Annotated in this window: 6 protein-coding genes; 3 read left to right on the top strand and 3 right to left on the bottom strand. The window is 74.1% G+C overall.

Annotated features, from left to right (window positions below; all coding sequences use genetic code 11):
* Nucleotides 1–630, top strand: a 630-nt coding sequence (locus ABKW28_RS22335) for a hypothetical protein (protein ID WP_348613416.1), incomplete at its 5' end; no start/stop codon positions are given.
* 6 nt (nt 631–636) lie between these two features.
* On the opposite strand, the gene ABKW28_RS22330 is transcribed toward ABKW28_RS22335, so the two are convergent.
* Nucleotides 637–3,135: an excinuclease ABC subunit UvrA gene (locus tag ABKW28_RS22330; RefSeq protein ID WP_348613414.1), complete on the bottom strand. Its 2,499-nt coding sequence runs from the start codon at nt 3,133–3,135 to the stop codon at nt 637–639.
* Nucleotides 3,136–3,144: 9 nt separating this feature from the next.
* Nucleotides 3,145–3,732, bottom strand: coding sequence for a gluconokinase (locus ABKW28_RS22325; protein WP_348613412.1), 588 nt, complete (start codon nt 3,730–3,732; stop codon nt 3,145–3,147).
* Between the two features lie 17 nt (nt 3,733–3,749).
* Between ABKW28_RS22325 and ABKW28_RS22320 the strand changes: the two genes are divergently transcribed.
* Nucleotides 3,750–4,433 carry an FCD domain-containing protein gene (locus ABKW28_RS22320; RefSeq protein ID WP_348613410.1) on the top strand — a complete coding sequence of 228 codons (684 nt, stop codon included), beginning with the start codon at nt 3,750–3,752 and terminating at the stop codon, nt 4,431–4,433.
* Between the two features lie 23 nt (nt 4,434–4,456).
* Here the strand turns inward: ABKW28_RS22320 and ABKW28_RS22315 are convergent, their stop codons facing one another.
* Nucleotides 4,457–5,917, bottom strand: a complete 1,461-nt coding sequence (locus tag ABKW28_RS22315; protein ID WP_348613408.1) for a GntP family permease — start codon at nt 5,915–5,917, stop codon at nt 4,457–4,459.
* Between the two features lie 192 nt (nt 5,918–6,109).
* On the opposite strand from ABKW28_RS22315, the gene ABKW28_RS22310 reads away from it, so the two are divergent.
* The coding region (locus ABKW28_RS22310) for a hypothetical protein (protein ID WP_348613406.1) at nt 6,110–6,621 on the top strand (512 nt) is incomplete at its 3' end.

Raw genomic sequence — 6,621 nt, 5'->3', positions numbered from 1 at the left:
GCGGGCCGGCGGCGCTCCGGCGAGCCGCCGGCGCCCCCGCCCGCCCTGCGGCTGGCGATGGTGCTGGCCGGGCTCTGCGTGGTGGTGAACCTGGCGGGTCGCATCGTCGTCGACGTGCTGCACCTGCCGATCTTCCTCGACATGATCGGCACCGCGGTCGCCGCGATCGCCCTCGGGCCGTGGTACGGCGTCGCCGTCGGCCTGACCAGCAACCTGGCCGGCACCGCGGTCAGCGGCACCGCCTCCATCCCCTTCGCCCTGGTCAACATGGCCGGCGCGCTGGTCTGGGGCTACGGCGTGCGGCGCTTGGCCATGGGCCGCACGCTGCTGCGCTTCATGGGCCTCAACGTGCTGGTCGCCGTGACCTGCACCCTCGTGGCGATCCCGGTGCTCGTGCTGCTCTACGGCGGCGGGGTCGGGCACAGCCAGGACGTCGTCACCGACACCTTCGTGGAGATGACCGGTCTGCTCGAGGTGGCCGTCGGGCTGTCCAACATGGTCGTCTCGCTGGGCGACAAGATCATCAGCGGCTTCGTGGCGCTGGTCGCCTGCTCGACGCTCCCGGTGGCGCTGCGCCGACGCACGCCACTGGTGCTGGTCTCACCCGAGCTCGGCGGCCACGACACCTGAGATTGCTCAGGCTCCCGCCCGGGCGCCCTCGCGCTGGGCCAGGTGCCGGGCCAGGTACGGCGCGGTGACGCTGCCCTCGGCGGCGGCGACCTCGGCGGGGGTGCCGGTGGCCACCACCCGACCTCCGCCGTCGCCTCCGGCCGGGCCGAGGTCGACCACCCAGTCGGCGCCAGCGATCGTGGCCAGGTCGTGCTCGACGACCACCACGGTGTTGCCGGCGTCGACCAGGCGGTGCAGCTGGTGCACCAGCAGCGCGATGTCGGCCGGGTGCAGCCCGGCGGTCGGCTCGTCGAGCAGGTAGAGCGCGTGCCCCCGGCGCGCACGCTGCAGCTCGGTGGCCAGCTTGATGCGCTGCGCCTCGCCACCGCTGAGCTCGGTGGCGGGCTGGCCCAGGCGCAGGTAGCCCAGGCCGACCTCGCGCAGCGTCGCCAGGCTGCGCACGGCCGCCGGCACGTCGTCGAGCGCCTCGGCGGCCTCGTCGACCGACAGCGCGAGCACGTCGGCGATGCTGCGGCCGCGGTGCCGGATCTCGAGGGTCTCCGGGTTGTAGCGCGCACCCTCGCAGGCCGGGCACGGGGCGTAGGTGCCGGGCATGAAGAGCAGCTCGACGGAGACGAAGCCCTCCCCCTGGCAGGTCTCGCAGCGCCCCTCGGCGACGTTGAAGGAGAAGCGGCCGGCCCCGTAGCCGCGCGCGCGGGCCTCGGGGGTGGCGGCGTAGAGCTTGCGCACCGCGTCGAAGAGGCCGGTGTAGGTGGCCAGGTTGGAGCGCGGGGTGCGCCCGATCGGGCGCTGGTCGACGCGCACAAGCCGGTCGAAGGACTCCAGGCCGGTGGCGTCGTCGACGTCGATCTCGAGCGCGCCGTCGTCCTCGTCGTCGGGCTTCTGGCCCAGGTGGCGACGCACCAGCTCGGCCAGCACCTGGGTGACCAGGGTCGACTTGCCCGAGCCGGACACCCCGGTGACCGCGGTGAGGGTGCACAGCGGCAGGTCGACGTCGAGGTCGTCGAGGTTGTGCCTGCTGACCCCGCGCAGGTGCAGCCAGCCGTGCGGCGTACGCCGCTGCCGCTCGACGGGCTCGACCCGGCCGAAGAGGTGCGCCCCGGTGACGGAGTCGGCCACGTCCTCGAGCCCGCCCACGGGCCCGGAGTAGAGCACCCGTCCGCCGCCCTCGCCGGCGCCCGGTCCGATGTCGACCACCCAGTCGGCGCGGCGCACGACGTCGAGGTCGTGCTCGACCACGAAGAGCGAGTTGCCCGAGGCCTTGAGCTGGTCGAGCACGTCGAGCAGCGGCTCGGCGTCGGCGGGGTGCAGGCCGGCGGAGGGCTCGTCGAGCACGTAGACGACCCCGAAGAGCCCGGAGCGCAGCTGGGTGGCGATCCGCAGGCGCTGGGTCTCGCCGGGCGAGAGGGTCGTGGAGCTGCGGCCCAGGGACAGGTAGCCCAGGCCCAGGCCGAGCAGCACGTCGACCCGGGCGACGAGGTCGGCGCACAGCCGCACCGCCACCTCCGTGCTCTCCCCCGAGTCGGCCGACGACGTGGCGGCCGCGGCTTCGCCCAGCTCGGCGACGGGTCGCAGCTGCTCGGCCAGGTCGACGAAGGACAGCGCGTTGGTCTCGGCGATGGTGAGCCCGCGGAAGGTCACGGCGAGCGAGTCGGCCTGGAGGCCGGTGCCGCCGCAGGCCGAGCAGCTGACCGCCCGGACGAAGCGCATGGCCTTGTCGCGCATCATCTGGCTCTTGGTGTCGGCCAGCACGTGCCGCACGTGCTTGCGCGCGCTCCAGAACGTGCCGTGGTAGTCGCGGCCGGTCGAGTCGTCGGGCTCACCGCGCCGGTCGACCAGCACGCGCGGCTGCTCGTCGGTGTAGAGCAGCCAGTCGCGGTCGGTGCGCGAGAGCTGCTCGAAGGGCACGTCGACGTCGATGCCGACGGCCTTCACCACCCGCAGGAGGTTCTTGCCCTGCCAGGCGCCCGGCCAGGCGGCGATCGCACCGTCGCGGATGCTCATCGAGGGGTCGGGGACCAGCAGGTCCTCGGCCACGTCGTGCACCTCCCCCAGCCCGTGGCACTCGGGGCAGGCGCCGGCCGTGGTGTTGGGCGAGAATGCCTCGGCGCCCAGACGCTGCGCGCCCGCGGGATAGGTGCCGGCCCGCGAGTAGAGCATCCGCACCAGGTTGGACAGCGTGGTCAGGGTGCCGACGCTGGAGCGTGAGCTCGGCGCCCCGCGGCGCTGCTGCAGGGCCACCGCCGGCGGGAGGCCGGTGATCTCCTGCACGTGGGGTGCGCCGACCTGCTGCAGCAGCCGCCGGGCGTAGGGCGCCACGGACTCGAAGTAGCGGCGCTGGGCCTCGGCGTAGAGCGTGCCGAACGCGAGCGAGGACTTGCCCGACCCCGAGACTCCGGTGAAGACGACCAGCGCGTCGCGGGGCAGGTCGACGTCGACGTGCTGCAGGTTGTGCTCGCTGGCACCGCGGACGTGGACGAAGTGGTCGCTCGGGTCGTGGGGCACGCCCCCTTCCTACCGGCCGGGACCGACGAGCGGTTCCCCCGCAGGGGGTCCGGCCCCCGGTCGGCCCGCGACCAGCGCCTCGACCACGCGGTCGACGACGACGGCCAGGGGCGCGCTGACGTCGACGCGCAGCCCCGCCTCGTCGGCGCCGAGCGGCTCGAGCGTGGCGAGCTGGGAGTCCAGCAGCGAGGCGGGCATGAAGTGCTCGCGCTGCTCCATCCGCTCGCGCAGCAGCGCGGCCGGCGCCTCGAGGTGCACGAAGACCCGGGTGCCGGGTGCGTCGCCGGCCCGCAGCGCGTCGCGGTAGCGCCGGCGCAGCGCCGAGCAGGTCAGCACGGTCGCGGCCCCGCCCGCCTCGTGGCGGCGCACCTCGGCGGCCAGCGCGGCCAGCCAGGGCGCCCGGTCGTCGTCGGTGAGGGGCTGGCCGGCGCTCATCTTGGCGACGTTGGCCCGGGGGTGCAGCGCGTCGCCCTCGATGAAGACCAGACCGAGGCGCTCGGCGAGCAGGCTCGCCACCGACGTCTTGCCGGTGCCGGAGACGCCCATCACGACGAGATGGGGCAGCGCGCCCGTCCGGCCCGGGGAGGCCGCGCTCATGACCTAGGCTCCCCGACATGGCGACGATGCACGAGGAGGTCCTGGCGAGCCTGGGCCCGCGCATCATCGACGGCTCGCTGGCCGAGGGCACCGTGATCACCCTCGAGTGGCTCGGCGCCGAGTACGCCGTCTCGCGCACCGTGGCCCGCGAGGTCGTGCAGGTCCTCGCCTCCAAGCACCTGGTCGAGAGCCGCCGGCGCACCGGCATCCGCATCCGGCCGGCCACCGACTGGAGCTCCTATGACCCCGCGGTGGTGCGCTGGCGCCTCGACGGCGAGCAGCGCACCGCCCACCTGCGCGAGCTCTCGCAGCTGCGCGCCGCGGTCGAGCCGGCCTCGGCGGCGCTGGCCGCCGAGCACGCCGCCGCCGACGACGGCGCGGCGCTGCTGCGCCTGGCCCACGACATGGAGACCACCGGCGCGGCCGGCGACCTGCAGGCCTTCCTCGAGCACGACGTCGCCTTCCACCGCCGGCTGCTGCACCTGTCGGGCAACCAGATGTTCGCCGGGCTGTGCGACGTGGTGGAGGAGGTGCTGCGCGGGCGCACCGACCACGACCTGATGCCGCCGCGCCCCAAGCCCGAGGCCCGGCGCCTGCACCTGGTGGTCGCCGAGGCGGTCGCCGCCGGCGAGCCGGAGGCGGCCCGCTCGGCGATGACCGCGATCTGCACCGAGGTGCTGCGCGCCACCAGCGACGACTGACCCGTCGGCGCGGCGGACCCCGGTCACAGCAGCAGGCCGCTGAGGGGCCAGAGCACCGCCGCGGCTGCGAAGGCGGACAGGCCCAGCGTGGTCTCCATGACCGTCCAGGTCTTCAGGGTGGTCTTCTCGTCCATGCCGAAGAAGCGGCTGACCAGCCAGAAGCCGGAGTCGTTGACGTGCGAGAGCACGGTCGCGCCGGCGGCCACCGCGATGACCAGCAGGGCCACGCGCACGTCGTGCAGGCCCGCTGCCTGGCTGGCGATCAGGCCGGCGGCGGTGGTCAGCGCCACGGTGGCCGAGCCCTGGGCCACGCGCAGCGCGGTGGCGATCAGGAAGGCCTGCAGCAGCAGCGGCATGCCCAGGTCGGACAGCGAGCTGGTCAGCGCCTCGCCGATGCCGCTGGCGCGCAGCACGCCGCCGAACATGCCGCCGGCGCCGGTGATCAGGATGATCGAGCAGATCGGGCCGAGCGCCTCGTCGAGCACGTGCGTGGTCTCCGAGAGCGTGCGACCGCGCCGACCGATGGTGGTGATGGCCAGCAGCAGCGTGATCAGCAGGGCGACGGGGGTCTGGCCGACCAGCTGCAGGCCCTCGACGAGGCTGTTGCCCTCGTCGATCGTGCCGGCGGTGACCATGGTCGTCAGCACGGTGTTGAGCGCGATCAGCACCAGCGGCACGAGCAGCAGCCCCAGGACGGTCGAGAAGGCCGGCGGGGCGACGGTGGTGCTCGCGGTGGTGGCGGTGGTCGTCGTGGTGCCGGTCGAGCCGTCGGTGCCGGTGCCGGCCTCGGTGCCGGCGTCGCGGCCGCCGTTGACGGGGCCGAGCAGCAGGTCGGGCAGCGGCACGTCGATGCGCGCGCCGAGCCAGCGCGAGACGAGGTAGACGCCGACGTACCAGCTCAGCACGGCGACGGGCAGGCCCACCAGCAGCACGACGCCGATGTCACCGCCCAGCACGGTGCCCGCGGCGACGGGGCCGGGGTGCGGCGGGACGATCGCGTGCATGGCGGCGAAGGCGCCGGCCGCGGGCAGCGCGTAGTAGAGGACCGAGCCGCCGAAGCGGCGGGCGACGGTGATGATGATGGGCAGGAAGACCACGAGGCCCGCGTCGAAGAAGATCGGGAAGCCGAAGAGCAGTGCGGCGACGCCGAGGGCGAAGGGGGCCCGCTCCTCGCCGAACCGGTTGATCAGGGTGTCGGCGAGCACCTGGGCGCCACCGGTGATCTCGAGCAGCCGCCCGAGCATCACCCCGAAGCCGACCAGCAGCGCCACCGACGCCAACGTGCTGCCGAAGCCGCTGGTCAACGCCGTGGGCACCAGCGCCAGCGGGATGCCCGCGGCCACCGCGGTCAGCAGGCTCACCAGCACGAGCGCGATGAAGGCGTGCAGCCGCACCTTCATGATCAGGAACAGCAGGACGGCGACCGCGGCGGCTGCGATCAGCAGCAGCGTGGCGGTGCCGTGGGCGGGAGCGATCGCTTCCATCGGGTCTCCAGGCGGGGCGGGGCTCGGTCGGTGCCGAGCGGCTCGGTGTGGGGTCGGTCACCCTGAGGGTGCCTCAAAGGTATGACCTTTGGCAACATCGGACGCGAGACCCCATGGAGCCGCCGCGGGACTTCTCCACAGATTGTCGAACTGGTGTTCCCATCCGGCTCTTGGCTTGGGAGAATGGTGGGCATGAGGCTGCTCCAGAACCCCACCAGCGACCGGGTCCCCGACCCGGGTGCCGGGGTGCCCGCGAGCAGCTTCCCGGCAGCGGAGGCCGGTCCGGTGGCGCAGGCGGTCGCGACCGCTCGTGCAGCGATGGCCGCGGCGCGCGAGGGCGACCTGAAGCACCAGCCGGTCGACGACCTCGCCGCCCTGGTGCAGGCACTCTCCGGCCTCGAGGCCGAGGCCTGCGCCCTGCTCGGTGACGTGCTCGGTGAGGCCGAACGCCGCCAGGTCGCCGACGCCGAGGCCGCCACCGGCACCGACGCCTGGGCCGCCGCACTGACCGGGCAGTCCCGTGAGGTCCTCGCCGGCGGCGCCCGGATCGCCGAGCTGCTGCGCACCAAGTACCACCACGCCCGCCAGGCCTACGCGACCGGGGCGATCACCACCCGCCAGGTCCGCGTCATCGTCGCCGCCGCCGAGCAGGCACCCCTCGAGACAACGGTCGAGCAGCTCGCGGCCGCCGAGGAGGTCCTGGT

This window comes from Nocardioides sp. 31GB23 (genome assembly GCF_040012395.1).
Lineage (GTDB): Bacteria > Actinomycetota > Actinomycetes > Propionibacteriales > Nocardioidaceae > Nocardioides > Nocardioides salarius.
Note: the sequence above shows the minus strand (reverse complement) of the source record. Positions and strands in the feature narration are given on the sequence as shown.